At 69.5% G+C, this 25,428-nt stretch carries 26 protein-coding genes and 1 pseudogene; 18 read left to right on the top strand and 9 right to left on the bottom strand.

Annotated elements, in window-relative coordinates; all coding sequences use genetic code 11:
* Nucleotides 1-131: pseudogene (locus tag FL344_RS39110) on the bottom strand (metalloenzyme); the annotation flags it as partial.
* A gap of 32 nt (nucleotides 132-163) precedes the next feature.
* On the opposite strand from FL344_RS39110, the gene FL344_RS16465 reads away from it, so the two are divergent.
* A complete protein-coding gene (locus FL344_RS16465; RefSeq protein ID WP_011552761.1) occupies nucleotides 164-1,249 on the top strand; it encodes a DUF4388 domain-containing protein in 1,086 nt (361 codons plus the stop codon).
* Nucleotides 1,250-1,261: 12 nt separating this feature from the next.
* Here the strand turns inward: FL344_RS16465 and FL344_RS16460 are convergent, their stop codons facing one another.
* The 4 genes from FL344_RS16460 to FL344_RS16445 all read right to left on the bottom strand — a co-directional run bounded on the left by FL344_RS16460 (nucleotide 1,262) and on the right by FL344_RS16445 (nucleotide 5,306).
* Nucleotides 1,262-2,380, bottom strand: a complete 1,119-nt coding sequence (locus tag FL344_RS16460) for an ATP/GTP-binding protein (protein WP_141619191.1) — start codon at nucleotides 2,378-2,380, stop codon at nucleotides 1,262-1,264.
* 340 nt (nucleotides 2,381-2,720) lie between these two features.
* Entirely contained in the window at nucleotides 2,721-2,912 is a 192-nt protein-coding gene (gene rpmB / locus FL344_RS16455) for a 50S ribosomal protein L28 (RefSeq protein ID WP_011552763.1), read from the bottom strand.
* A gap of 102 nt (nucleotides 2,913-3,014) precedes the next feature.
* Nucleotides 3,015-4,544, bottom strand: a complete 1,530-nt coding sequence (locus FL344_RS16450) for an NAD(P)-binding protein (RefSeq protein WP_141589054.1) — start codon at nucleotides 4,542-4,544, stop codon at nucleotides 3,015-3,017.
* Nucleotides 4,545-4,616: 72 nt separating this feature from the next.
* Nucleotides 4,617-5,306 (bottom strand): HAD family phosphatase, encoded by a 690-nt coding sequence (locus tag FL344_RS16445; RefSeq protein ID WP_141619190.1) that lies wholly within the window; start codon nucleotides 5,304-5,306, stop codon nucleotides 4,617-4,619.
* 80 nt (nucleotides 5,307-5,386) lie between these two features.
* Between FL344_RS16445 and FL344_RS16440 the strand changes: the two genes are divergently transcribed.
* Entirely contained in the window at nucleotides 5,387-6,469 is a 1,083-nt protein-coding gene (locus FL344_RS16440) for an enoyl-CoA hydratase/isomerase family protein (protein ID WP_141619189.1), read from the top strand.
* A 9-nt stretch (nucleotides 6,470-6,478) separates the two neighbouring features.
* Here the strand turns inward: FL344_RS16440 and FL344_RS16435 are convergent, their stop codons facing one another.
* From FL344_RS16435 to purM, 3 genes are read right to left on the bottom strand one after another with little or no spacing between them, the layout of a single operon-like run.
* The gene (locus FL344_RS16435) at nucleotides 6,479-7,150 is read right to left on the bottom strand and encodes a DUF523 domain-containing protein (protein ID WP_228565101.1); all 672 of its coding nucleotides are present in this window, start codon (nucleotides 7,148-7,150) and stop codon (nucleotides 6,479-6,481) included.
* Nucleotides 7,147-7,821 carry a phosphoribosylglycinamide formyltransferase gene (gene purN / locus FL344_RS16430; protein WP_141619188.1) on the bottom strand — a complete coding sequence of 225 codons (675 nt, stop codon included), beginning with the start codon at nucleotides 7,819-7,821 and terminating at the stop codon, nucleotides 7,147-7,149. The genes FL344_RS16435 and purN overlap by 4 nt, the downstream gene beginning before the upstream one ends.
* Complete coding sequence (gene purM, locus FL344_RS16425) at nucleotides 7,818-8,855, bottom strand: phosphoribosylformylglycinamidine cyclo-ligase (protein WP_141589050.1); 1,038 nt, start codon at nucleotides 8,853-8,855, stop codon at nucleotides 7,818-7,820. Before purM ends, purN begins: the two co-directional genes overlap by 4 nt.
* A gap of 120 nt (nucleotides 8,856-8,975) precedes the next feature.
* Between purM and FL344_RS16420 the strand changes: the two genes are divergently transcribed.
* The 11 genes from FL344_RS16420 (at nucleotide 8,976) to FL344_RS16370 (ending at nucleotide 21,734) form a co-directional block, all read left to right on the top strand.
* Nucleotides 8,976-9,626, top strand: a complete 651-nt coding sequence (locus FL344_RS16420) for a Crp/Fnr family transcriptional regulator (protein ID WP_090489024.1) — start codon at nucleotides 8,976-8,978, stop codon at nucleotides 9,624-9,626.
* 1 nt (nucleotide 9,627) lies between these two features.
* A complete protein-coding gene (locus FL344_RS16415; RefSeq protein ID WP_011552771.1) occupies nucleotides 9,628-10,383 on the top strand; it encodes an MBL fold metallo-hydrolase in 756 nt (251 codons plus the stop codon).
* 62 nt (nucleotides 10,384-10,445) lie between these two features.
* Entirely contained in the window at nucleotides 10,446-11,297 is an 852-nt protein-coding gene (gene accD / locus FL344_RS16410) for an acetyl-CoA carboxylase, carboxyltransferase subunit beta (RefSeq protein WP_090489023.1), read from the top strand.
* A 71-nt stretch (nucleotides 11,298-11,368) separates the two neighbouring features.
* Entirely contained in the window at nucleotides 11,369-12,601 is a 1,233-nt protein-coding gene (locus FL344_RS16405) for a folylpolyglutamate synthase/dihydrofolate synthase family protein (protein WP_141619196.1), read from the top strand.
* A gap of 9 nt (nucleotides 12,602-12,610) precedes the next feature.
* Complete coding sequence (locus FL344_RS16400; protein ID WP_141589048.1) at nucleotides 12,611-13,885, top strand: alpha/beta hydrolase; 1,275 nt, start codon at nucleotides 12,611-12,613, stop codon at nucleotides 13,883-13,885.
* A gap of 18 nt (nucleotides 13,886-13,903) precedes the next feature.
* Nucleotides 13,904-15,400, top strand: a complete 1,497-nt coding sequence (locus tag FL344_RS16395) for an AMIN domain-containing protein (protein WP_141619187.1) — start codon at nucleotides 13,904-13,906, stop codon at nucleotides 15,398-15,400.
* 47 nt (nucleotides 15,401-15,447) lie between these two features.
* Nucleotides 15,448-18,084 (top strand): LPS-assembly protein LptD, encoded by a 2,637-nt coding sequence (locus FL344_RS16390; protein ID WP_141589046.1) that lies wholly within the window; start codon nucleotides 15,448-15,450, stop codon nucleotides 18,082-18,084.
* A 59-nt stretch (nucleotides 18,085-18,143) separates the two neighbouring features.
* The gene (locus tag FL344_RS16385) at nucleotides 18,144-18,494 is read left to right on the top strand and encodes a helix-turn-helix domain-containing protein (RefSeq protein ID WP_002634858.1); all 351 of its coding nucleotides are present in this window, start codon (nucleotides 18,144-18,146) and stop codon (nucleotides 18,492-18,494) included.
* A 160-nt stretch (nucleotides 18,495-18,654) separates the two neighbouring features.
* Nucleotides 18,655-20,193 carry a hypothetical protein gene (locus FL344_RS16380; protein WP_141589045.1) on the top strand — a complete coding sequence of 513 codons (1,539 nt, stop codon included), beginning with the start codon at nucleotides 18,655-18,657 and terminating at the stop codon, nucleotides 20,191-20,193.
* Between the two features lie 108 nt (nucleotides 20,194-20,301).
* Entirely contained in the window at nucleotides 20,302-21,003 is a 702-nt protein-coding gene (locus FL344_RS16375) for a TetR/AcrR family transcriptional regulator (RefSeq protein WP_090489016.1), read from the top strand.
* Entirely contained in the window at nucleotides 20,952-21,734 is a 783-nt protein-coding gene (locus FL344_RS16370) for an enoyl-CoA hydratase/isomerase family protein (protein ID WP_141619186.1), read from the top strand. The genes FL344_RS16375 and FL344_RS16370 overlap by 52 nt, the downstream gene beginning before the upstream one ends.
* Nucleotides 21,735-21,740: 6 nt before the next feature.
* On the opposite strand, the gene FL344_RS16365 is transcribed toward FL344_RS16370, so the two are convergent.
* Nucleotides 21,741-22,730 (bottom strand): M23 family metallopeptidase, encoded by a 990-nt coding sequence (locus FL344_RS16365; protein ID WP_141619185.1) that lies wholly within the window; start codon nucleotides 22,728-22,730, stop codon nucleotides 21,741-21,743.
* 300 nt (nucleotides 22,731-23,030) lie between these two features.
* Between FL344_RS16365 and FL344_RS16360 the strand changes: the two genes are divergently transcribed.
* From FL344_RS16360 to FL344_RS16340, 5 genes are all read left to right on the top strand, one after another.
* The gene (locus FL344_RS16360) at nucleotides 23,031-23,555 is read left to right on the top strand and encodes a hypothetical protein (RefSeq protein ID WP_194863133.1); all 525 of its coding nucleotides are present in this window, start codon (nucleotides 23,031-23,033) and stop codon (nucleotides 23,553-23,555) included.
* A 17-nt stretch (nucleotides 23,556-23,572) separates the two neighbouring features.
* Nucleotides 23,573-24,337, top strand: coding sequence for an endonuclease/exonuclease/phosphatase family protein (locus FL344_RS16355; RefSeq protein ID WP_141619183.1), 765 nt, complete (start codon nucleotides 23,573-23,575; stop codon nucleotides 24,335-24,337).
* A 144-nt stretch (nucleotides 24,338-24,481) separates the two neighbouring features.
* Nucleotides 24,482-24,943, top strand: a complete 462-nt coding sequence (locus tag FL344_RS16350; RefSeq protein WP_011552783.1) for a phage holin family protein — start codon at nucleotides 24,482-24,484, stop codon at nucleotides 24,941-24,943.
* Nucleotides 24,933-25,154, top strand: coding sequence for a DUF3618 domain-containing protein (locus tag FL344_RS16345; RefSeq protein WP_090489005.1), 222 nt, complete (start codon nucleotides 24,933-24,935; stop codon nucleotides 25,152-25,154). The genes FL344_RS16350 and FL344_RS16345 overlap by 11 nt, the downstream gene beginning before the upstream one ends.
* A gap of 38 nt (nucleotides 25,155-25,192) precedes the next feature.
* Entirely contained in the window at nucleotides 25,193-25,393 is a 201-nt protein-coding gene (locus FL344_RS16340) for a hypothetical protein (RefSeq protein WP_090489004.1), read from the top strand.
* The last annotated feature ends 35 nt before the right edge of the window (nucleotides 25,394-25,428 follow it).

Genomic DNA, 25,428 nt, shown 5'->3' with positions numbered 1-25,428 from the left:
CCATAGGGGAGGGGCGGGCTGGGGGCGTCCTCGAAGTGGGATAGCAGGTGTTCCCGGTGGGCGAGCGGATTCACGGCCGGGTCCTTCCGGCCAATCCCCACACCATCGATGAACAGGAGCGCGACGCGCACGGCTGGGGACTGTATCCTCGAATCCGACACGCATGGCCCTCCACGGCGACCTCTTCAGTTATCCGCTTCCCGAGTTCCTTCAATGGCTGGACAGCTCCCGCAAGACGGGGACGCTCCAGCTCTCCTGGGAGGCCGGCGAGCGCAAGCTCTTCCTTCTCTCTGGCCAGGTGGGTGCCACCGCGGCCGAAGGACTGCGCGGACGCGTGGCGCGGCTGCTCACGCTGTCCAAGCTGGCGTCGGGGACGAAGGTGCTGGCTGGCTTCGACGAGCTGGCGCGCACGCCGGACGTGGACGCCGCGTTCGACATCCACGGCATCCAGGCGCGGTGGATTCGGGACCTGGGCCGCGAGGAGCTGTTCGCCGCGATGACGGACCTGACCATCGCCGGCCGCGGCACCTTCCACTGGACGGAGGACGCGGACCGCTCCGGTGAGGACTGGGTGCCGTCCGACATGGGCATCCGCGAACTGCTCTTCGAGTCGCTCCGGTGGGTGGATGAGCAGCCCGACGTGGACAAGGCGCTGCCCATCGACGCGCTCAGCGTGCGCGCGCTGGCGCCGCCGAGCCCGAGCCAGCCCCTGATGCACCGGATCATCCTGGGGCTGTGCACGTCGCCGCAGAACCTGGGACGGCTGCGCCTGTCCATGGGCGTGTCCCGCTCCTCGGTGACCCGGCGCGTGCACGAACTGCTGCGGTCGAAGCTGGTGGAGGTGGACGGGGCCCCGCAGGTGGAGGCGGATCCGGTGGCGGAGATGCTGGAGAAGGGCGCGGTGCTGATGCGCGAGGGCCAGTACGACGCCGCGGGCATCGTCTGTGCGTCCTTGTTGGCCAGCGACCCGGCGGACCGGCGCGTGCGCGAATTCGCCCGGCTGGTGCAGCGCGAGCACGTGGCGGCGCTCTACTCGGACATGCCGCCCCTGATGGTGCCCCTCATGATTCACGACCCGCAGGGGCAGGCGCTGCTCAAGCCCGAGGAGCGGCAGATTGCCGGGCTGGTGAATGGCACCTGGGACGTGTCTACGCTGGTGCTGGCCAGTCCTGCGCGAGAGCTGGAGACGCTGAAGACGCTGGCGAAGCTGCAGCGCATGGGGCTGCTGCAGCTCGTCTTCCCGCGCTGAGCGGGGCGGAGGCTACTCCCCGTTGGGCAGGCCCACCGCGTTGAGGCGGATGAAGACCTGCATCATCACGTACAGGGAGAAGGCGGCGTCATCCACGCGCAGGTGCTGCTGCGTGGCCAGCCCCTGGAGCCGGAGCAGGTCGGCGCCGTCCACGCGGAGCAGGAAGGCCTGCTGTCCCAGGGAGCCCTCGCCCGCGAAGGCCAGCGCGCGTCGGATGGCGTCGGTGCAGGCGGTGACGCAGGTGGCGTAGTCCCCCGTCATGAACGCGGCCTCGGCGGCGCGGGCATGGTCGAACATGTCGCCCGGCGCCAGGGCGCTGGCGGCGCCCAGCAGCTTCGGTCCGGGCTGGGGCGCGGGGATGGGCGTCGGCTCCACGCGCGGAGGCGGCATGACGGCCACCGGGGCCACGCGAGGCACCGGGCCGCCACCCTGCGCCGGCTGGGACGCGGCGGCGCCGGGCTGCTGCCGGTGCTGCAGGTGCTGGGTGAGCTGGGCCTCCAGGCCCGCGGGCTGTGCGCTCGCGGTGGGGCGGGGCGGCGGGACGATGCGCTTGGCGCGCAGGTCCTTGATGACCAGCCGGGTGATGGCCTTGAGCGTGTCGAGCACCCCGCGGCCATTGGCGGCGGACGTCTCCAGCTCCGGGACGCCTCGGGGGTTGAGCTCCTTGCGGAGCACCTCCACCGGCAGCACGCCGTCCAGGTCCCGCTTGTTCCACTGCATCACCAGGGGGAAGCGGTCCAGGCGGATGCCGTGCTCGAAGAGGTTCTCCTCCAGGTTGGCCAGGGACTCGCGGTTGGCGTCCATGGCCTCCGGCTGCGAGTCTGCCACGAAGACCACGCCGTCGGCGCCCTGGAGCACCAGCTTGCGGGTGGCGTTGTAGAAGACCTGGCCCGGCACGGTGTAGAGCGCCAGTCGCACGGAGCAGTCGCCCACGCGCTCCACCTTCACGGGAAGGAAGTCGAAGAAGAGCGTCCGGTCCCCCTCCGTGGCGATGGACATCATCTCGCCGCGGTGTGCGGGGCGGACAGTCTCGTAGATCTTCCTCAGCGAGGTCGTCTTCCCGGAAAGGCCCGGTCCGTAGAAAACGATTTTCGCGGCCACTTCACGGGCCATCAGATTGACGCTGCTCACGGTGTCAGCTTACCTAGAACGACTGGACACCTCGCGCCAGTTGACGGCGAGACATTCACCCCAGGTCCGCGAGGTTCAGCGCTGGGGGTGAGGCCACGGGCTCGAGGCAGGCTCGCCAGGATGCGCGCCCGCAAAGCATCCGCGACGGCTCACACCGCTTCCTTGAAGAGGAATACGGCACGAACCGCACGAATGGCGGTCAATACGTCATGCCACCGGCGAACCACCGCGCTGCTCGAAAACCAAGCAGGGATGCGGCGTCCACACGGAATGAAACCGCTCGTGGGGGGCAGTCGCGGTGGTGAGACGCGCGTCATGCCCTCCCTCGAGCGAGAGGACCTCAAGCGGCCTTCGTCACCTTGCCCGCCTTGATGCAGCGGGTGCACGCGAGAACGCGCTGGGTGCTGCCCTGAACGCTGGCCCGGATCTTCTGGAGATTCGGCAGGGTCCGCTTCTTGGTCTTGTTGTTCGCGTGGCTGACGTTGTTACCCACCAGCGGACGCTTGCCACACAAGTCACACTTCCACGCCATGACCTCTAACTCCTTGAAAACTGGGGCGTTGGACGCCTGCCGATTAAAAGAGCGGCGGAACCTGCCAGATAACGGCCTGGAAATCCAGCCTTAGATCCAGGATCAGCCCTTGAGCGGATCCTTCTTCTTCAACATATCCTGCACCAGCCGTGCGGCCCGGATGCCCGCGAGCAGCTCGCCTTCCAACCCCAACCCGGGGAGGACTTCGCGGTTGGCGAGCAAGATGTTCTTGGCCGGCGTGCGCTGAGTCAAACCCGTGACGCCCAGGACCGCTTCCGACTCGAAGCTGAACAAGGGGTGCGGCATCAGCCGGCTGCCACGGACTCCGCCGGCGTCCAGGTAGGGGGCCGAGCGCAGCACGCGGTGCTGGGCGGTGAAGGGCATCAGCGCGTCCAGGTGCTCGTCGATGCGCGTCGCCAGGCCCTGGAGGTGCTCCTCGCCCAGGTCCCGCGCCGAGGCGGGGACGAAGGCACCCGCGCACACCACGCGCAGCCCTTCCGTCGCCTTGGCCTCCTTGCCGCCGTGCGCCGGGGCTGCGCGCGCGGGGTGGACCTGGATCAGCACGGGCCCCAGCTCCGCGTCCCCCGTGTCCAGCAGGGCCAGTTCGCCCAGGCCGCGGGGCAGCGCCGACTCCGGCACCACCCAGTTCACGGTGAAGAGCAGGGCCTTGGTGTTGGACTGGTCCAGGTGCTCCAGCAGGCCGCGGTGGTGCTTCTTGTCCGTCACCAGCCGCCGCAGCGCGCCCGCGTCCGTGGCCGCCACCAGGCAGGACGCGCGGTACATGGTGTCCGAGCGCATCAGCTTCATGCCCGCGAACTTGCTGCCGTCGAAGGCCAGCTCCTCCACGATGAAGCCCGTCGGGTTGTCGCGCCCGAGCACGTCTCCGCCCAGCTCCGCCACGCGGCGGGCGAGCAGCTCGCGCAGGCCCTCATGGCCCCCGGGGAAGTAGGACGGCGCCGACAGCACCTGGGACATGGCCCGAGTCAGCGCCAGGGGCGCCTCGGGACGGTCCAGGTGGGTGACGAAGGGCAGCAGCCCCCGCACGAGGGACACCGAAGCGCTGTCTCCCGTGAGCCGGGGCGGCGTCTCCAGGCCAGGATGGGCCCGGATGAGCTTCTTCAGGCCCCAGCCCTCGAAGAAGCCGTCCGGTGGCAGGGCGGGGCCCGCCTTGAAAAAGGCATCACTGGCTTCGTGCTGCGCGGCGGCCCCGGCCAGGGCGCCCAAGAGGGATTCGCCTTCCTCGCCCAGCTCGCGCGTCACCTCGGCCTTGCGGCGGGCGGCATCGCCATGGAGGTCCAGGCGGCTGCGAGGCATGAGGAGCTGCAGCTCCGGCGCGTGGGGCCGCAGCGTGCGCTGGACGTTGGCGTTGAGGCCCAGCTCCGTGAGGGCCTCCTCCACCGCGGGCATGGCCTTGAGCGGCGGAGCGACGAAGGGGGCATAGGGGAGCACATAGCCGCCGTGCTCGTAACCGGGCCCCATGCCGTCGTGCTCCACCAGCAGGACGCGGTGGTTGCGCTTCGCCAGGAGGGCCGCCGCGAGCGCACCGCCCAGCTGACTGCCGAGCACGATGACGTCGTAGACATGCCGGGACGGCCCGGCGGGAAGCTTGAGCTTGGCAGAGGACGTCGCCATGAGGCGGGCAACACTACACAACGTGCTCGCCGCTGGCGCCCTTTTCACCACGGCGCGCCCGCGGAGGGCGGATCAGCGGGCCTGGGCGCTGAAGAGGCGCTGCTCCAGCGCAGGGGGCAGCTGGGTGAAGTCCTGGACCACCCAGTGCGCGCCGGCCTTGCGGAGGTCGGCTTCCGGCGCGGCGGTGGTCAATCCCACCACCGTCATGCCGGCTTCGCGGGCGGACATGATGCCCAGGACGGCGTCCTCGAAGGCGAGGCACTCGGTGGGGGCCACGCCCAGCGCCTTGGCGGCGGCCAGGAAGATGTCCGGGGCGGGCTTGCCGCGCGTCACCTGTTCGGCACCGACGATGCTCGCGAAGAGGGGACGGAGGCCGAGTCCGTCCAGCACCAGCTCGCGGTTGCCCTGGGGCGCCGCGGTGGCGATGGCCGCCGGGACGTGGGCCTCCTTCAAACGCTGGATGAAGGCCGCCGCGCCCCGGTGCAGCTTCAGGTGCGGCCGGTACAGGGTTCGGTAGTGGTTCTCCTTCTCCTCGGCGATGCGCTCCACTTCATCCGGGGCCACCGGGCGGCCGAGCAGCTCGGGGATGATCTCCTCGTTCTTCCTGCCGGCGAAGCGGCTCTGGAAGTCGTTCGCGGTCAGCGGCAGGCCCAGCTTCTGGGCGAACGAGACCCAGGCCTCGTTGTGGAACTGCATGTTGTCGACGAGGGTGCCGTCCATGTCGAAGACGACGGCACGCAGGGGCACCAGTGCGGAGGTCATGCGTTCCCCATAGCGCGTCTGTCCCCGCGGTGGGCCAATGAATCCACCCAAGGGGCTGCTCGCCTGATATCCCCGGCGCCATGACGGACGACCTTCTGCTCGAGACGCGTGGTGCGGTAGGCGTGGTGACCCTGAACCGGCCCAAGGCCCTGAACGCGCTGACCCTGGGCATGTGCCGCAAGCTGCACCCGGCGCTCGACGCCTGGGCGGCGGACCCGTCCATCCAGGCCGTGGTCATCCGGGGTGCTGGCGGCCGAGCCTTCTGCGCGGGCGGAGACGTCCGCGCGGTGGCGCTGTCGGTGGGGGACGCGTCCGTCGACGAGAAGGAGCGGCTGTCGCGCGAGTTCTTCCGCGCCGAGTACGGGCTGAACCACCGCATCCACTATTTCGGCAAGCCGTTCATCGCGCTGGTGGACGGGGTCTGCATGGGCGGCGGGCTGGGCCTGTCGATTCACGGCACCCACCGGGTCGTCACCGAGAAGCTGGTGCTGGCCATGCCGGAGACGGCCATCGGGCTCTTCCCGGATGTGGGCGGCGGTTGGTTCCTGCCGCGCTTCCCGGGTGAGTCGGGCACGTACCTGGGCCTCACGGGGGCCCGGTGCGGCGCGGCGGACGCGATGTGGCTGGGCTACGCCACGCACCACGTGGAGTCCGCGCGGCTGGAGGCGGTACTGGACGCGTTGGTGGGTGCGCCCTGGGGCACCGGCGCGGCGAGCACGGTGGTGGACACGGTGCTGGCCGGCTTCCACGCGGACGCGGGCACGTCGCCACTCGGGGTGCAGCGCGCCGCCATCGACCGGTGCTTCGCGGCCGAGCGCGTGGACGACATCCAGCAGGCGCTGGAGCTGGAGGGCACGCCGTGGGCCCAGGAGACGTGGGCCACGTTGCTTCACAGGTGCCCGGCCAGCTTGAAGGTGACGCTGCGCCAGCTCCGGATGGGGCGCACCCGCGACTACGACGAGATGGCCAACGTGGAGTACCGGCTCAGCCAGTCGATGACGGCGCGGCCGGACTTCCGTGAGGGCATCCGCGCGGTGCTCGTGGACAAGGACAACAAGCCGCACTGGCGGCCCGCCACGCTGGCGGAAGTCACCGAAGACATGGTGGAGGCGCTCTTCGCGCCGCTGCCTCACGACACGTGGAAGGTGCCGGCGCGCGGGTAGGGACTGTTGCTAGAGGTCCTCGTCGCTGAGGACGGTGACGCCCTTCGCGCGGAGTAGCGCCGTGGTGATGCCTTCGCCCGCGCGGAGCTGGCCGGACTCGTAGACTCGCTGGCTGCCGCACGACGGGCTCTTCTCCTTCAGCAGCGCCACCGTCGCGCCGAAGCGTTGTGCCGCTTCGAGCGCGAGCCGGGCGCCCTGTTGGAAGGCCTCCGTCCGGTCGGTGCCCGCGGCGCGCTCCACGGCGACCGCGCGCCCAGCCCAGACGTCCACGCCCGTGCCTCCTCGCAGGTCGACGGGAGGGCGCGGCACGGGCAAGCCCGAGGCCACTTCCGGGCACACGGGGATGACGTCCTTGTCCGCCAGCGCCGCGAGGACGCGCTCGGAGTGCTGGGAGCGGCCGTCGTACCGACACGCCTCGCCCAGGAGGCAGGCACTGACCAGCACCACGCGAGCTTCCTGGAGCGCGGTGACGCGTTCGGCCTGCGAGGGCAGGGCGGTTGAGCCTTGCTCGTCTCGTGGGGACGCAGGTCCGCCCAGGGGCCGGGTGGACTGCTGCTCGCCGGCGACCACCTCGTCGTTGGTCAGCCCCAAAGCGGCCTCCGGTGGCAGAACGTCGCCGTCATCCCCTGATGCGGCGCTGGGGAACTCCAGCTCCTCGTCGAACGTCTTCGGTCCGTTCACGCCGGGTCGACCGTCGCGCCGGGATTCCGAAGCGCCAGCTCGCCCACCGTGGCCCGCGCCTCCACGCGCGTGCGGGTCGCGTCCAGCGTCACCTTGCCCGTCACGGCGAGCCGCACGGCCAGCGGGTAGAGCCGGTGCTCCTCCGCGAGGATTCGTGAGCTCAAAGTCTTCTCGTCGTCATCCGGCAGTACCGGCACGGCCACCTGCGCGATGATGGGCCCCGTGTCGGTGCCCGCGTCCACGAAGTGCACCGTGCACCCGGCCACCTTCACGCCTCGCTCCAGCGCCTGTCGCTGCGCATGCAGGCCCGGGAAGGCGGGCAGCAGCGACGGGTGGATGTTCAGCACCCGCCCCGCGTAGTGGCCCAGGAAGTCCGCGCTCAACAGGCGCATGAACCCCGCCAGGCACACCCACTCCACGTTCGCCGCCCGCAGTGTGTCCAGCAGGGCCTTCTCGAAGTCCGCCTTCGTCGCGTGGGCCTTGTGGTCCACCACCTTGGCCGTCACGCCCGCCTTGCGCGCCCGCTCCAGCGCGAACGCGGTGGAGACGTTGGACACCACACAGGCGACCTCGGCGGGAAAGTCCTCGCGCGCACAGGCGTCCAGCAGCGCCTGGAGGTTGCTCCCGCTGCCGGACACGAGCACGCCCAGGCGGACCCGCTGGCCGCTCATGGGTCGATGACCGCCGTGGCCTCGCCCTGGCCCGCTTCCACGCGGCCGACCTCGAAGGCCTGCACGCCCCGGCCGCTCAGCACGCTCAGCGCCTGGGCGACGTCTTCCTTCGCCACGACGAGGATGAGCCCCAGGCCCATGTTGAACGTGTTGAACATCTCGTCGCGGGCCACGCTCCCCAGCTTCGCGATGAGGTCGAAGATGGGTGGCTTGGGCCAGGTCTTCTCACTCAGCACCGCGCGCGTGCCGTCCGGCAGGCAGCGGGGCAGGTTGCCCGGAATGCCGCTGCCGGTGATGTGCGCCAGGCCCTTCACCTTCACCGCCTGGAGCAGCGCCAGCACGTCCTTCACGTAGATGCGCGTGGGCTCCAGCAGCGCGTCCACGAGCGGACGGTCCAGGCCCTCGGGCGTTGCGTCCAGGGCCAGCTTTCCGTCGTCCAGCAGCACCTTGCGCGCCAGCGAATAGCCGTTGCTGTGCAGGCCAGAGGAGGGGAGTCCGATGAGCGCGTCACCCGGCTTCACGCTCTTGCCGTCAATGATGGCCGCGCGCTCCACCACGCCCACGCAGAAGCCCGCGAGGTCGTATTCGCCGCGCGCGTAGAAGCCCGGCATCTCCGCCGTCTCGCCGCCGAGCAGCGCGCACCCGGCCTGCTCGCAGCCCAGGGCGATGCCCTTCACCACCTCGGCGGCGTCGTCGACCTCCAGGCGCCCGGTGGCGAAGTAGTCGAGGAAGAAGAGGGGCTCGGCGCCGCAGGTGAGGATGTCGTTCACCGACATGGCCACCAGGTCGATGCCCACCGTCCCATGGCGTCCAGCGGCGAAGGCCACCTTCAGCTTGGTGCCCACGCCGTCCGTGCCGGCCACCAGCACCGGCTGCTGGTACTTGCCTGGCGGCAGGGCGAACAGACCGCCGAATCCGCCCACTCCGCCCATGACTTCAGGGCGCATGGTGCGCGCGGCATGGGGCTTGATGCGCTCGACGAACGCGTCGCCGGCCTCGATGTCTACTCCGGACTGCTTGTAGGTCGTTCCCACGGGCGGCCTTCTACCCGGCCCCCGCGCCGGTGTCTCGCGTGGCGTGTCGGCTGTCCCACCGGCGCGCACAGAAAAGGGAATTTGACCGGGCGAGTGTGGGCTGATTGACTCCTTTGCAGGATGGGCGCCGAGGAAACCCTCTTTCAACGTTTCGGCAAGGAGTTCCCCCAGGGCACCGAGCTCTTCCGCGAGGGAGAAGCCGGCAAGGAGATGTTCGTCATCCAGGCAGGACGGGTGGCCATCTCCAAGCGGGTCCGTGACGTCGAGAAGGTTCTCGCCGTCCTGGGCCCCGGTGAGTTCTTCGGGGAGATGGCCATCATCTCCAACAAGCCGCGCAATGCCTCGGCCACGGTCAACGAGGACGCGAGGCTGCTGGTCATCGACCCCAAGACGTTCGAGGGGATGATCCGCGGCAATGCGGAGATCGCCGTCCGGATGATCAAGAAGCTGGCCGAACGCCTCTCCGAGGCGGACGCCCAGATCGAGAACCTGCTGCACAACGACCCGGCCAGCCGGGTGGTGCACCAGATCATCCAGGCCTGCCAGAGCCGAGGCCGTCCGCTGGACGAGGGTGTGGAGATCGACTTCTCAGTGCGGGAACTGCCGCGCCAGATTGGTGTGGGCGAGCCCGCGGTCCGCGCCGTGGTGGACCGGCTGGAGCGTTCCGGTCTGGTCGAGCGGAACGGGGACCGGATGACCGTGCCGGACACGGCCAGGCTGCACGACTTCCTCCAATACCTGGAGATGAAGTGGAAGTTCGGAGACCTCTAGCGTGAAGCTGCGAGTCCTCGGCTGCCACGGCGGCGAGCTACCCAACTGCAAGAGCACCTGCTTCCTCGTCGATGACGTGCTGGCGCTCGATGCGGGGGCGCTCACGGGGACGTTGTCGCTGGATGAGCTGTGCCGCGTGGACCACGTCCTGGTGGGGCACAGCCACTTCGACCATGTGAAGGACCTGCCGCTGATGGCGGACCTGGTCATCGGCCGGCGCGACACCCCGGTCACCATCTACGCCTCGCGCGAGTGCGCCCGGGCCCTGCGCGACAACATGTTCAACAACGCGCTCTGGCCGGACTTCACCCGCATCCCGACGAAGCGCAAGCCCGTGCTGCAGATCAAGACGTTCCGGGCTGGCAGCAGCTTCCAGGTGGGCCCCTACACCGTGCGGAGCGTGCCGGTGAGCCACCCCGTGGAGTCGTGCGGCTTCATCATCTCCAACGGCAAGAGCGCCCTGGCGATGAGCGGCGACACCGGCCCCACGGACAAGCTGTGGAAGGCGCTGAACGAGACGAAGAACCTCAAGGCGCTGCTGCTGGAGACGTCCTTCCCCAACAAGCTCCAGTCGCTGGCCGACATCTCCGGCCACCTCACGCCGCACACGCTGAGCCTGGAACTCCAGAAGTTCGAGCGCAACGGCGCCTCGGTGCTGCTGTATCACCTCAAGCCCGCCTTCGTGTCGCAGCTCAAGAAGGAGCTGGCCGAGCTGCCGGTGGAAGTGCTGGAGCTGGGCGATACCTTCGAGCTGTAGACGCGTCGCGCCATACGGAAGGGTTGACGGCCGAATGCGGCCGGATTAACCCCGCCCACCCCATGGCCTGGTTCTCGAAGAAGCCGCGCATCGCCGTCGACACCGAACCGCAAGCCGAGCCCCGCCCGTCCCGCATGGAGGGTCTGTGGGCGAAGTGCGAGACGTGCGACGAAATCATCTACCGCCAGGAGTTGGAGAAGAACTGGATGGTGTGTCCGCACTGCGAGCACCACCACTACTGGGCGGCTCGCGCGCGGCTGGCGGCGCTGCTGGACCCCGACAGCTTCGAGGAGTTCGACAAGGAGCTGGAGCCGCAGGACCCGCTCGGGTTCAGTGACTCGAAGAAGTACAAGGACCGCCTGAAGTCCACCCGGAAGAACCTGGGCGAGCCGGATGCCTTCATCTCCGGCGTGGGCCGCATCCAGGGCCACCAGGTGTCGGTGGGCTGCTTCGTCTTCGAGTTCATGGGCGGCTCCATGGGCTCTGTCGTGGGCGAGAAGGTGGCCCGCGTCTTCGAGCGCGCGCACGAGCTGAAGTGCTCCGCCATCGTCTTCTCCGCGTCCGGCGGCGCGCGCATGCAGGAGGGCATCTTCTCCCTCATGCAGATGGCCAAGACGTCGGCGGCCATCGCCCGCTTCCGCACCGGCACGCGGCCGTACATCTCCGTGCTGCTCAACCCCACCACTGGCGGCGTCGCTGCGTCCTTCTCGTGGCTGGGCGACGTCATCCTCGCCGAGCCCAAGGCCCTCATCGGGTTCGCCGGTCCGCGCGTCATCGAGCAGACCATCCGCCAGAAGCTGCCGGAGGGCTTCCAGCGCTCCGAGTTCCTGCTGGACCATGGGATGATCGACGCCATCGTCCACCGCAAGGACCTGCGCGCGAAGCTGGGCCAGATCCTGGGGCTGCTGGGCTGAGCGCGCCTCGGACACCGGAGGAGGCGCTGGCCTTCTTCACGAAGCTCAACCCCTCTGGCATCAAGCTGGGGCTGGAGCGCGTGCAGGAGGCCCTGGCCGCGTTGGGCCACCCGGAGCGACGGTATCCGGCGCTCCATGTCGCCGGGACGAACGGGAAGGGCAGCACCTGTGCCATGACGGCGGCGTCGCTCCAGGCCGCCGGGCACCGCGTGGGGCTCTACACGTCTCCGCACCTGGTGCGCGTCAACGAGCGCATCCGCGTGGACAGCGAGGACATCTCCGACGCGGACTTCGGCCTGCGCATCCTGGAGGTGTTGGAGCGCTACCCCAGCGCCGTGTCCTCTCCCATGACGTACTTCGAGTTCGGCACCATCGTCGCCCTGTGGCACTTCGCCCAGGTGCGCGTGGATGTGGCCGTGCTGGAGACGGGCCTGGGCGGCCGGCTGGACGCCACCACCGCCGCCAGCCCGGTGGTGACGGCGATTACCCCCGTGTCTTTCGACCACATGGAGTACCTGGGCGACACGCTGGCGGCCATCGCGGGCGAGAAGGCGGGCATCCTCAAGCCGGGCGTGCCGTGTGTCGTCGCGCGGCAGGCCCCGGAGGCCTTGGAAGCCATCCTCCTAAAGGCCGAGCAAGTCGGGGCCCCGGTGCGGCTGGAGGGGCGTGACTTCACGGGCGAGCGTCAGCCAGATGGCGGCCTGTCGTACCGCGGGGCGACCTGGTCCCTGGATGGGCTGTCCGTCGCGCTGCGGGGGCCTCATCAGCGGCAGAACGCGGCGGTGGCGCTCGCCTGCCTGGAGGCCTTGCAGGAGCGGCGCGTCACTGTGCCACCCGAGGCCGCGCGTGCGGGCCTGGCGTCGGCGTGCTGGCCGGGGCGCCTGGAGGAGGTGGGGCAGCAGCCCATCCTCCTGCTGGACGGCGCACACAACCCGGCGGGCGTGGAGGTGCTGCTCGCGTCGCTGAAGGACCTCTACCCGGGGCGTCGCCTCCACCTCGTCTTCGGCGTGGTGGGGGACAAGGACCGGGGACCGATGATGCGAGCGCTGTTGCCCGAGTGTGCCTCGGTGCAGCTCACGCCTTTGGAGACGCCTCGCTCGCTGGCTCCCGAGGCCTACCTGGCAGAGGCGCGCGCGTTGTGCGCGGACGTGACTGCCTGGCCGGATGCGGACGCGGCCCTTGCCGCGGCGCGCAAGCGGGCAGCCGCGAACGACCTCGTCCTTTGTACAGGTTCACTGTTCCTTGTCGGGATGATGAAGGCTCGCATGTATCGAAACCTTGGCGCGATGCATCAGCCGCCGTAGATTCAAGACATGCGCCTGCCGGACTGGAGAGCCGCCGCGACATCGGGGCCACCCATCCCCTCCATCGACGAAGTCGATTTCAGGGCGCTTTACTCGAAGACGAAGTACGTCGTGGAGACGGCGGACGGCTGGTCGCTGGTCATCACCCGCTACCGTCCTGTGAAGCAGCCTTTTCCGCAACCGTTGTTTGGTGAGCCCCTGCTGCTGGTGCACGGTTTCTCACAGAACCGGCACACCTGGACCAGCGGGCAGTTCGTCAAGAACCTGCTCTTCTTCGGGGTGGACATCCACATCCTGGAGCTGCGTGGCCACGGCAAGAGCTCCATCGCGTTCCAGAGGGAGCGCGCCGAGCGCTTCAAGCGCCCCCTGCCGCCGGACCTCGACTACGGCTGGGATATCGACAGCTACTTCCTCTACGACCTGCCAGCGGCCGTCTCCGGCGTGAAGCGCATCACCCGGCGCGAGCGCATCTTCTACTGCGGCCACTCCATGGGCGGGATGCTGGGCTACGGCTACGCCGGCATCCACAATGACTTCGAAGGCCTCATCACCATCGGCTCCCCGGCGGACCTGGGACGCGGCTTCATGCTGCTGCGCCTGCTGGCGCACGGCGCGCCCATGCTGGCCGGGATGATCGACCTGACGCTCGCCAGCCTCAACGTGGGCAGCAAGGTGGAGGGGGCGGGGCGCTCGCTGCTCGCGCGGGGCGTGGGCGTGTTGAACAAGGGCCTGGGACGCCGGCTGTCACCCCGCGCGCGGCGGACGCTGCGCTTCGACGCGGTGCCGGTGGACATCATCCTCAAGTCGCTGGAGCGCCAGCTCGCGAAGGCCGAGGACTCGCCGCTGTATCAACAACTCACCACGCGACTGAACCGTCTCATCAATCCGGAGCGGGTGAGCGCGGATGACATCCGCTGGTTGCTCCGCGAGGGGGGGGAGCGGGAGCCGCGCCGGGTGCTGGAGCAGTTCGCGCGGTGGATTCGCCGGGGAGAGATGGTCTGCTACCGCACCGGCTTCGACTTCAAGCGGGGCTTCGGTCGCATCGAGGTGCCCATGGCCATCATCTTCGGGGACCTGGACCCGCTGGCCTCGCTGGAGTCGACCCGCAGCGTGTATCGCGCCGCCAAGAGTGAGTATCTGCTCTGGCGTCCGGTGAAGGGCAATAGCCACATCGAGCTGACGATGGGGCATGACATCCGGCAGATCTGCTACGACATCAAGAACCTCATCGAGTACGCGCGGACCCATCGGTATCGCTCGCCGAGCCTTCCGCGGCTCCGCTAGACGCGTCTGGACGGAAAGTTGGAGGCACGCTGGTGCGTGATAGCCTCTACGCTCTTCTGTCAACGTGAAGGGGTGTGGTCGATGAAGCCGTTTGCCGCGTGGCTGCTCGGTGTGGTGCTCGTGCCCTTCGTGGCGCTCGCGCAGGCGCCGGCCACGAACCTGAACACCATCACCGCGGTGCAGGTGAACGGTGGGACGGTGACCATCTCCGGCTCGCAGAAGGCCAACTTCACCACGTTCACCATGACGGACCCGCCGCGGCTCGTCATCGACATCTCCGAGGCCGTCTTCTCCGACGTGCCCGAGGAGATCGAGGTGGGCAATGGCACGGTGACGGCCATCCGCACCGCCAGCTATGGCTCCGAGGCGTCATCCATCGCGCGAGTGCTCATCGGCTACGAGCGCGAGGCGGAGGCGGACATCCAGGCCCAGGGCAACCAGCTCGTCGTCCGCGTCGCGGGCGGCGGAGGTCCAGCCGTGGCGCAGGCGCCGGGCACCGAGCAGCCCCAGGCGGGAAGCAGCGCCGCGGATGCCGCCGCTGCCGCCGCGGCGGAGCGTCAGGCCCAGGAGAAGGCCGCCGCGGATGCCGCCGCCGCGGCGCGCGCCGAGCGTGAGGCCCAGGAGCGGGCTTCCGCCGAAGCCGCCGCCGCCGCGAAGCGTGACGCGGAGGCCGAGGCGAGGCGTCAGGACGAGGCTCGGGCCGCCGCGCAGCGCCAGCAGGAGGAGCAGGCTCGGGCCGAGGCGGAGCGCAAGCGCCAGGAGGAGGCTTCGCGTGCCTCGGCGCAGGCCGCCGCCGACGAGAAGCGGCGCCAGGAAGAGTCGGCGAAGGCGTCCGCGCAGGCCGCGGCGGAGGAGAGGCGTCGCCAGGAGGAGGCCGCGCGCGCGTCCGCGCAGGCCGCCGCCGACGAGCGCCGGGCCCAGCAGCAGGCCGCCGCCGAGGAGCAGGAGCGGCGCAAGGCCGCGGCCCGGGCCGAGGCCGAGCAGCGGAAGGCCGCTCAGCAGTCCGCCGCAGAGGAGCGTCGTACCGCCGCGCAGGCCGCGGCGGAGGAGCGCCGGGCCCAGCAGGAGGCCGCCGCCGAGGAGCGCCGTCAGCGTCAGGCCGAGGCTCGTGCGTCTCGGGAGAGCCGCCAGAATCAGGCGGTGGAGCCCTCCCGGCCGAGCAGCTCCGGTTCGGAGGCCGCGGTGTCCTCGCGTCGCAAGACGCTGACGCTGGTGGGTTTCCAGCAGCAGTCGGGGGCCTCGCGCGTGTTCATCCGCACCAACGAGCCGGTCAGCTACTCCGTGTCGGAGCGGGGCCGCACCGTGGTGCTGGAGCTGGAGAACACCCGCGTGGACGCCAGCAACAACACGCTGCCGCTGGACACGTCCTACTTCGCGACGCCGGTGCTCCGGGTGGACCCGAGCGCGTCCGGGCGGGATGTGCGCATCACCATCCAGCTCCGGCAGTCCGCGCCGTTCCAGGCCCGCCAGGAGGGCAACGTCATTTCATTGGACTTCCAGCGCACAGGCCGGTGAAAAGGGCGGGCCGCTCGGCCTGGGCGCGGCATACCCTGCACCCCTGAATGAGCTTCCTCGTTCCGCTCGCCGCTGCGCTGCTGGTGTCCACCTCGCAGGTGCCACTCGCCACCCCGTTGGCTTTGCCCAACGGTGAGACGGCGGAGCTGGCTGCGGACCTGGTCGTCTACGAAGCGGACACGAAGGTCGTCACCGCGCGCGGCAACGCCGTGCTGCGCACGGAGACGATGCAGCTTCGCGCCGACGAGGTGACGTACGACGAGGTGAACCAGCTCGTCACCGCCTCGGGCAGCGTGATGTTCGTGGGCCCCAGTGGCCTGGCCGCGGTCGCCGACACCGCGAAGATGGATGTGCGCACCTACGAGGCGAACCTCGAGGGCGGCCTCTTCATGCAGAAGCAGGGCGTCACCCAGGAGGCCCTGTTCACGGCGAAGACGCCCCAGGAGCTGCGGGCCATGGGGGAGACGCCCCTCCTCATGAGCGGCTCGCGCATCCGCCGGACGGGGGAGAACACCTTCCTCGTGGAGGACCTGGCCTTCACGCCGTGCAACTGCAGCCCGGGTGAGCCCGGCTGGCGAATGGAGGCCTCGTCGGCCACCGTCGTCCTGGGCGAGCGCGCCACGATGACGCTGCCCGTGGTGTACGTGAAGTCCGTGCCCGTGTTCGCGCTGCCGTGGCTCTACATGCCGCTGTCTCAGCGGCGCACCGGCCTGCTGCTGCCCAAGCCCACCTTCTCCTCGCTCAATGGCTTCTCCCTGGAGCAGCCCCTCTTCATCACGCTGGGGCAGAGCTACGACGTGACGCTCACGCCGGGGTACTTCAGCGGCGGCTACGAACTGCATACCGTTCCCGGCGCCACCGAGCAGGTCCGGGAGCCGCGCTACCTGGGCGTGAAGGGGCCGCGCCTGCTCACCGAGTTCCGTTATGCGCCCAGCGAACGGACCCGGGGACGGGCGACGCTGGGGTTCCTCTACGACCTCAGGCCCATCCGGGATCCGCGCAGCTTCGTGTTCTACCGGCGGACGGAGGGCGGAGTCGCCTCGCCTGAGTTCGTCGACGAGCGCCGAGGACTCCGGGGTGAGGCGTCGTGGCAACACACCCAGGACATGGGGGGAGGGTGGCACAACCGCGTCGACGCTTCGTTCGTCTCTGACGGCAACTACACCCGCGACCTCACGGCGGACCTCGTCACCCGCGAGTTCACCTACCTGCGCAGCACGGGCACGGTGTTCCAGCGCCAGGACGACCTCTATGCGGGGCTCGACGTGGCGCTGCGCCAGGACATCCGGTGGGGGTACCGCTTCTTCCAGGACAACCGCATCCCGGCGGCCACGGACCCTTCGCGCCCGGACCTGAAGGGTCCCACCACGTTCCAGCGCTTGCCGGCCATCACCCTGGCCCTGCCGGAGCGGCCCGTGCTGGGCGGAATCATGGGCGGGCTGTCGGTGCAGTATCTGCGGCTCGCGCCCCTGCGAGGCGGGTACGGCGACGAGGGCATCGACGGCATCTTCCGGGCCGACGGGTTCCATGTCCCGTTCGGCTCTGCCGGGTGGCCGTTTCCCGCGGACACCACGCAGTCCGACGGCATCTTCAATTCGAACGACCGCGAAGCCCGCGACCGCGTGGACTTCTTCCCCCGCCTGTCGACGTCCTTCGGTCTGGGCAGTCTGATGCGCGTGTCGCCCTCGCTGGGGATGCGCCAGGACGTGTGGCTGGGCGAGGTGTCGGGCCGGACGTGGCAGAGGGGCTACCCCATCGCCGGGTTGCTGCTCGAAAGCCAGGTGGCGCGCGTCTTCGAAGGACGTGAGACGAGCTTCCGCCACGCCATCACCCCCTCGCTGGAGCTGCGCTACGTGCCGGGCGGGTGGGGCCGTCTTCCCTCGGCCGGAGCCTCCGGGGAGGACCTGGCCCGCCCCTATGACGAAGTGGATGCCGCGGTGCCATTCCAGAGTGACGGCCGCACTCGGGGCTTCCTCCACGCGGTGCTCGCCGTGGACCAGACGCTGCGATTCAAGCGCGGCAACGACATCCGCGAACCGCTGCGCCTGCGCATCGGACAGGGCTTCGACCTCACCCGACACGTGCCCGCGGCGGGGAAGGTGGACGACCCGGGGCCCGTGCTGCGCGACACCTTCGCCCGCCTCAGCGCCACCGCCGGAATCTTCACGGCCGCGGGCACCGTTCGCTACGACCCGAACGCGGGCCGCATCTCCGGGCTCTCCGCGGAGGTGAATGTCGACAACGGCAAGGGGCACGCCGTGTACGCGCGCTTCGATGATCTGCTGTGGACCGGGGGAGATGCGCTCAACCGCGGCGCGGATCCCCGTTCCGTGGGGCCCGATGTGCTCCGCCGCTCGTTGGATACCTTGGTAGGCGGACTATCCCGAGTAGAGCCCGGCTTCCCTCCGGCCGAACGGGCTCAGGCCCTCATCGCGGGTACGCGTTTGAAGCTCGGATTTGGGCTGGGAGTGCGGTACGAAGCAATTGTGCAACCGCTTTACCAGGATCTAGTAACTCAAGAAAATCGCCCTCTTGCTCAGCAGACATTCGGCCTCTCGTATGGGCCTGCATGCGACTGCTGGCGGGTAGAGGGGGTGGTGACGCTGCGGCGAGAACTGGGGCTGGAATTCTCCGGCATCAACCTCATCGTGGCGGATTTCGGATCCTTTGGTTCCGGAGGCTAGGAATCACCAGCGGTGGGTGGTGGTTCCTCTAACCCCGAAACAGCCAGGAGAAGTACTTCGTGTCGGACCTCGGAAAACGAATTGGGCAGCGCATCCGCGAGCTTCGGACACAGCGGCCGGAGCGCTGGACGCAGGAAGAGCTCGCGGAGCGGGCGCAGATCAGCGTGTCGTTCCTTTCCATGATCGAGCGTGGCGAGCGTGTCCCCCATGTGGAGACGCTGGCGGCCCTGGCCAACGCCCTGGGCGTGAGCCTGGGCGAGCTCTTCACGGGAACGGAGCAGACCCTTGCTCAGACGGAGGACCTCCTGCGGCCCCTGTCTGACTTCGCGCGCGCCCGTGGCCTCACCGCCCGGGACGTGGACCGTCTGCTGGGCGTGGCCCGGGTGATGTTCAGCGGCACCGCCGCCTGACGTTGCCCCCTGGGATTCCAGGCCCTGGACGCAAGAGGGCGCCGGTCCACCTGTCCTGTCCTTGACTGGACGGTAGGTGGCCCGGGAAGATGCGGAAGATGCGCTGTGCGCTGCTCGCGTACAGCCCGCTTCCTTCATCGCCTTCAAGGAGTCTCCACTGATGCGTCCGGGTCTGGCCCCGTGGGTGGCCTTCGCGAGCCTGCTGTTTGTCGCATGCTCGCCGTCGGCCCCCGCCACACTTGAATTCGTGGACCAGTCACCGGCTCAGCCGCGACTGGGAGAAATCACCACGCTGCGCTTCCGCGCGGTGGACTCCCGAGGCCAGCCGCAGGCGGGTACGCCGGTGTCCTTCACGCTGGAGTCCCCCGTTCCGGGCGTCGAGCTGTCGCCCACCGAGGGTGTCACCAACACGGGTGACGGCATCGTGTCCGTGCAGATGACGGCGCGCGGCGGCCGGGTGGCCTCCGCCGTGGTCATCGCCACCGCCGGCACGGGTGCCGAGATGAAGCGGGCCGTCTCGCCGGTGGTCAGCTTCGCGGGCACCAACTCGAACTCGCGTCAGTTCACCTTCCAGTGCGGTTCGTTCTCGGGTGACGGCTCCGGTCTGCACCACGCCGTTGGCGCCTGGGACGAGACGCGCGCCCTCATCGCGGGTGTGAAGGTCCGGTGCATCGCCCACGTGGGCGATCGCAACGGTGACGGCGTGGTGGGCGCCCAGGTGTCCTTCCTCACGGAGGCGGGCACCATCGGTCCCAGCGCCGTGTCCGTCACCGACGTGGTGGGCAACGCGGAGGTCCTCTACAAGACGTCCCTGCCGCTGCCGCAGGACGTGGAGCCGGGCATCTTCACGTGGAACCCGCTGAAGGACGCGACCCACACGGGCGAGTACCTGGCGCCGCTGTGGATGCACCCCTTCCTCTGGGACGAGAACCCCATTGCCGCCTACGGCAACGCCGCGCAGCCCCAGCAGGACCGTCCGGAGCCGCGCCGTCCGGACCCCATCCGCCCCGGCATCGTCCTCAACCCGCGTGACAACCTGGTCTCGCTGATCGCCATCACCAGCGGTGAGGAGGCCTTCGACGACCTCAACAACAACGGCGTCTGGGACACGGGCGAGCCGTTCGAGGACCTGACCGAGCCCTTCGTCGACAACAACGACAACGGCACGTGGGACCCGGGCGAGCGCTACGTGGACACCAACGGCGACGGTCGCTGGACGGGCAAGAATGGCCAGCACGACGCCAGCACGCTCATCTGGGTGCAGGAGCGCATCCTCTGGACGGGCATGCCCCACGCGCTGGACAAGGACCAGACGCAGCGGCAGCTCGACCCGCTGCCCAACGCGCCGCCGCCGCTCATCAGCCACTTCGGTGGCATCTCGATTTCGTTCATCGTCTCCGACCCCTGGTACAACCGCATGGCCCAGAACAGCGGCAATGACGGTTGCAGTGGCGGCGCGTCCGGCCCCGTCACGGTGTCCCCGGCCAACACGGGCATCGCGCTGACCTACCCGTCCTTCAACTTCGAGACGTACCTGGTCAGCGATGCGCACGAGCCGCCCGCCGAGGGCCCGCCGCCGCCGCCCTTCAACCCCCCGGTTGATTGGAGGGTGACGCCCATCTGCAAGTACACGGCGGCACAGCTCGAGGGCCACGAGGCCATCGTCCAGGGACCCGTCGTCCGGGGCACCGTGGAGTAGTCTCCGTCGTTTCGCCGGGCGGGCCCACGAAGGCATTGACCCCAGGGCCCGCCCTCCGTAGGTTCTCCGCTGGTTGACTGGCGAATCACCCGCCGGTGGAGGACAACCGTGGGTCAGCAGAGCAAGCCGGCGGCGGAGAGTGGCACGCGCGAAAGCGAGCGCCGCCGCACCATCCTCCGCGCGGCCATCGACGTGTTCGCGCGCAAGGGCTACCACGGCTGCCGCATCGCGGACGTGGCGAAGGAGGCCGGCGTCGCGTACGGGCTCGTCTACCACTACTTCAAGAACAAGGATGAGCTGCTCGAGACGGTGTTCGACACCGGCTGGAGCGGCTTCGTCACGCGCGTGCGCGCGGTGGTGGAGGGCGAAGGCCCGCTGGCGGAGAAGGTCCGCGGCATCGTCGAGGTGGCCTTCGAGGCCTACCGCGTGGACCCGCGCGCGGTGAAGGTGCTCATCCTGGAGATTGCGCGCAGCCCGGCGGGCTCGCGCATCAACCGGCAGACGGCCTTCGTGGATGCCATCCGGCTCAGTTCGGCGCTCTTCAACGCCGCGGAGGAGCGGGGCGAGCTGCGGCCGGGGCTGGACCCGCACCTGGCCTCCGCGCTCCTCTTCGGCAACATCGAAATGGCGCTCACGGCCTTCGTCGTGGGGCTGGCCGACGCGCGCGACCCCGACGCGCTGGAGCGGGCGAAGTCGCAGATTGCCGACTCCTTCCTTTACGGCGTCCTCACGGGTGCCCAGGCAGCGGAGGTGTCCGAATGGAAGCCGGAGAAGTCCGCTACGAAGTCCAAGGCGCCCAAGCGCTCCTGACCATTGACCGGCCCAAGGCCCGCAACGCCTTGTCCCCCGGAGTGGTGCGCGAGCTGATGGCCGCGCTGGAGCGGGCCGAATCCGACACCTCGGTGCGCGTGGTGGTGCTGACGGGCGCCGGTGAGAAGGTCTTCTGCGCGGGCGGGGACCTGGGAACCATGGCCGGTGACGAGGGCTTCCTGTCCACGCACGAGGGCCGCCGTTCCTATGGGCGGCTGCTGGCGCGCTTCCAGGAGCTGCGCAAGCCCACCGTGGCGCGCGTCAACGGGCACGCGCTGGCGGGTGGCCTGGGGCTGGTGCTCGCGTGTGACCTGGCCGTCGCCGTGGAGGGCGCGGACCTGGGCACGCCCGAAATCGACGTGGGCCTCTTCCCGATGATGATGATGGCGCTGCTCCAGCGTCACCTGGGCCGCAAGCGTGCGCTGGAGCTGGTGCTCACCGGAGACCGGCTACCCGCGCGCGAGGCGCTGACGTTGGGGCTGCTCAACCGCGTGGTGCCGGCCGCGGAGCTGGACGCCGCGGTGGGCACGCTCGCGGGAAAGCTGGCGGGAAAGAGCCAGGCGGTGCTGGCGTTGGGGCGCCGTGCCTTCTTCACCGCCGAGGACCTGCCGCTGCCCGCCGCGCTGGAGTACCTGGCCTCGCAGCTGTCGCTGAACGTGCTGGCGGACGACGCGGGGGAGGGCATCTCCGCGTTCCTGGAGAAGCGTCCCCCGAAGTGGAACGATCGCTGACGCCGGTTACGGCGTGCCCAGCTCGGCGTTGCCGCCCCGGGCGACGCTGGGCGGCAGGTGCGGGAAGAAGTCCAGCTTCAGCAGGCGCTCTCCGTCCACCCACAGCCCGTCCACCTTCACGCCCCAGTGCAGGTGCGGGCCGGTGACGCGGCCGGTGCTGCCCACCTTGCCCAACAGTTGGCCTTGCTTCACCTGGGTGCCCGGCTTCACGTCGATGCGGGACAGGTGGAAGTACGCCGTGTAGAGCCCCGCGCCGTGGTGCACCAGCACGGTGTTGCCCGCCGCGTAGTTGTCGCGCGCCATCACCACCGTGCCGTCGTTGGCGGCCTGCACGGGCGTGCCCGGGTCCCCGTCGATGTCCACGCCGAAGTGCTGACTGGACAGCTTTCCGTTGAAGGTGCGGCGGTCGCCGAAGGGGGCGGTGATGCGGTCCGCCCTCGGCCACGCGAAGTTCTGCGCGAAGTGCGGCGCGCTGAAGTCCTGGGCGAAGGCTTCAGCGAAGGCGCGGCGGTCCGCGGCCATGCGCTTGCGCACCGACGCGGGCGGCTTCACGTACTTGCCGGCCACGCGCAGCTCGCGAGACGGGTATCCGGGCTCCACGACGTCCAGGGTGCCTGTCAGCTCCACCTGCGGCGCGCCCGGCGTGACGGGGCCCGTGGCCGTCACCTGCGCCGCGCCGGGCGTCAGCTCCACCGGCAGGCCGGCGACGGCCAGATAGCCATCACCCCAGGGGAAGAAGCGCAGCGCGCGTCCTGCGAGCGTGCCGGTGGGAGGCGCCGTCATGCCGCTCACCGTCACGAGCACCGGGTCTCCCGGCTTGGCTGCGGCAGGCTGCAGCGTCAGCTGGGGAGGGGCCTCCAGGGAAGCGTCCTCGCTGGACGTGCGCACGGGGACCGACGCGGTTTCGGTCGCACCGGCCTTCGCTCCAAGGGCGAGCAGGGCGAGTAGCAGGAACGGGGACTTGGAATACTTCCGGCCGGGTGCGTGCGAAGGCATGGGCCGTTTTTACACCACGTCGCGCGCAACTCTTCCCGGAGTGTGGTGTTGAGCCGCCGGACGCCTGCTCCGTCCCTCGAAAGCGCTCGGCTCGTCGCCTGGGTGGGACGATGGCCGCACGCCTCCTCTGCGCGGAGCCGACGCCAGAGGTTGTCGGTACTTGGACGACGCATCTTGTCCGCGTACCGCCTGCCTGGCTGCAGGGCAGGCGGGCCACCAGGGCGCATTCCGTCAAGGCGTACCCGGGGGACTGGGGGCTTCCTAGCTTCTGAACGGACTCGTTGATTGGGAGATTCGCGGATGCCTCGTCCCTATAGCTTTGACCACTACCAGGTTCCGAAGACGCTGCCGGCGCCGAAGCGAAGCCTGCGTCGGCAGGACAAGGCGCGGCTGGCCCATTCCAAGGCGCATCCCGAGGCCATGGAGAGCCACGAGGGCGTTCACTACGGCAAGCGCTTCGCGGAGACGGAAGAACTCTACATCGCGCATCAGATGGAGGCGGAGTTGGAGGAACTGGCGCGGCCCGAGCCCGACGCCAAGTTCTCCCACGGCCCGGAATTCAAGGCGGCACGTGGCACGTCGAAGGGCAAGGCGCGCACGACCTCCGCGACCGTCGTGGGAGGAACGGCGCCGATTGGCGCGCTGCCACCCACGCGCGAGCAGCCGCCGCGCGGGCGGCTGCCGGAGATTCGCGACGAGGCGGAGCACCAGCTTCAGGCCCTGCGGGGCGGCCTGGGCGACGCCGTCAAGGCCGTGTCCCGGCTCATCCTGCTGCCCGTCACGGTCGTCCGCATGGCAGCGGGCCGCATCCTTCCTCTGTCCTGATTGGATGAGCGACGCGCGTGGAGCTGAGGCTCGTTTCGTACAACATCCACAGTGGTATCGGAACGGACGGCCGCTTCGACCTGGGCCGCGTGGGCGCGGTGCTCCGCGAAGTGGACGCGGACATCGTCGCTCTCCAGGAGGTTGGCGACTTTCGCGCGGTGACGCCTCGGGAGGACCAGCCCGAACACCTGGCGGACATGCTCGGGCTGCACATGGCCTTCGGCCCCAATGTCGTGCGCAACGGCCGGCGCTACGGCAACGCCATCCTGTCGCGGCTGCCCATCGTCAAGTCGAAGAACTACGACTTGAGCGTGGGCCGCCGCGAGCCTCGCGGCGCGCTGCGCTGCGACCTGGACATCGGGGGAGGGCTGCAGCTCCACGTCTTCTCCCTCCACCTGGGCCTGCGCCTGGGCGAGCGGCGCAGGCAGGAGGCGCTGCTGTTGTCCTCGGACATCCTCCGCGATGCCGCGCGGAAGGCCCCGTTGGTGGTGTGTGGAGATTTCAACTACTGGGGCAATGGCCCGGTGCCCTCGCTGGTGCGCCAGGCCATCCACGACGCGGCGCTGGAGCTTGGCGCGCCCGCTCGCACGTATCCCACGCGCCTGCCCCTGCTGCGGCTGGACCGCATCTTCGTGGACGCGGGCGTGCGCCCGCTGTCCATTCACCCTCATCGGACGGCGTTGAGCCGGGTGGCGTCTGATCACCTGCCCCTCGTGCTGCGCTTCGAGGCCCCCATCGCCGTGGAGCCTTCCGTCTCTCCTCCTGTGCAGCTCATCGGGTAGAGTGGCCGGATGGGCCGACGCGCGCGTTCACTGGCCGACGCTTGCGTGCGCCGGACAAAAACTCCGTGACGTGGTTGTCGCGGAACAGGTGCATGCCTAGGTTGGCCCGCACCTGAGAGGCCGTATGCGTCGGCCGGAGAGCGCATGCACGTGGGAAGTGAACAGGCAGAGCGCGGGATTTCCGCGCTCGTCGGGCGCATGGCCGACGGCTTCAGTCGGCTGGTGACGCAGCACCTGCAGCTGGCGCGCATGGAGCTGGCCGAGGACGTCAAGGCCACGGGCCTGGACGTGGCGATGATTGTCGCCTTCGTGCCCTTCATCCTCGTGGGCTATGGCTTCGTGTGCGCGGCGCTGGCGGCGTGGCTGTCCACGTGGTTGGGATGGGCTGGAGCGCTGGCTGGAATCGGCCTGCTGAATCTGGTGGGAGGCGCGGGCGGCGCGATGTGGGCGGTGAACCGGCTGAAGGCGCGCCGGATGATGGACGATACGTCGCAGGAGCTCTCGCTCAGCATGGCCGCGCTCACCAACGCCGCCCCCAGCGCCTCCGTGAATGCGCTCCAGGGGACGAACCGTGAAATCTTCAAGGAGCCCCCGCATGGCCGGTAGCAATGGACAGCCCAAGGCCTACAGCCCCCGCAGCAGCGCGGACCTGCGTGCCGAAATCGAGCGCACGCGCGCCGAGCTGGCCACGTCCGTGAGTGCCCTTCGCGAAGAAGTGGCCGTGGCCGCCGACTGGCGCCAGTGGGTGAGCCGCAATCCCTACGCGTGTGTAGGCGCGGCGTTCGTGGTGGGCTTCTGGTTGGGCTCGCGCGACTGACGACTGCCGTAGTACCCCCAATTGAGGAGATGGCTTCGATGGAGATGAATCCGCAGCAGATGGCCGACAAGGCGCGTGAGCTTCAGGACCGCGTGGTGCCGCAGATTGACGAGGCCCGTCAGAACATCGTGGACCTGAACAACCGCGTGGTGAGCTTCATCCGCGCCAATCCCGGCACGTGCCTGCTGGGCGCCGTGGCCGTGGGTTTCCTCGTCGGCCGCATTGCCTCGCGCCGCTGAAGACGCGCGCTGGAACCACACGAGAGGGTGAACGC

This window comes from Myxococcus sp. AB036A, from assembly GCF_006547355.1.
In the GTDB taxonomy this organism is placed as follows: Bacteria; Myxococcota; Myxococcia; order Myxococcales; family Myxococcaceae; genus Myxococcus; species Myxococcus virescens.
Note: the sequence above shows the minus strand (reverse complement) of the source record. Positions and strands in the feature narration are given on the sequence as shown.